This is a genomic window from Pseudomonas sp. H26/SER47-MNA-CIBAN-0231 (genome assembly GCF_040310465.1).
Lineage (GTDB): Bacteria > Pseudomonadota > Gammaproteobacteria > Pseudomonadales > Pseudomonadaceae > Aquipseudomonas > Aquipseudomonas atacamensis.
The window spans coordinates 1-278 of sequence record NZ_JBEOPW010000069.1 but is presented as its reverse complement, the minus strand read 5'-3'; the positions used below and the strand labels follow the sequence as shown (position 1 = coordinate 278).

1 protein-coding gene is annotated in these 278 nt (G+C 57.2%); it reads right to left on the bottom strand.

Features of this window, described 5'->3' with window-relative positions:
- Window positions 1-48 precede the first annotated feature (48 nt).
- Window positions 49-278 (bottom strand): type 2 periplasmic-binding domain-containing protein (locus AAEZ10_RS27290; RefSeq protein WP_502947715.1); only part of this gene is annotated, 230 nt, incomplete at its 5' end.

The following is a 278-nucleotide window of genomic DNA, read 5'->3' as shown; positions in this document are numbered from 1 at the left end:
CAACTACCCGTGGGCTTCGAGCCCCTTGAGTACCCGTCATTTCATGCGTTAGAAGGGCCTCACCGCAATCAGCTGTTCACGCAGCCACTGATGTCCTAAATCTTCGTCAAAGCGCGGATGCCAACCGACCTGCAGCTGGAACGGATCGAATGCGAATGGGAGGTCGAAGCGGTCGATCATGTGATCAAAGCGGTGTAGGAAGCGCTCAGGCAACGTCGCCAGGCAGTTCGTGCGCTCAAGTATCGGTGGCACCGCTGTGTAGTACTGCACGGATACCG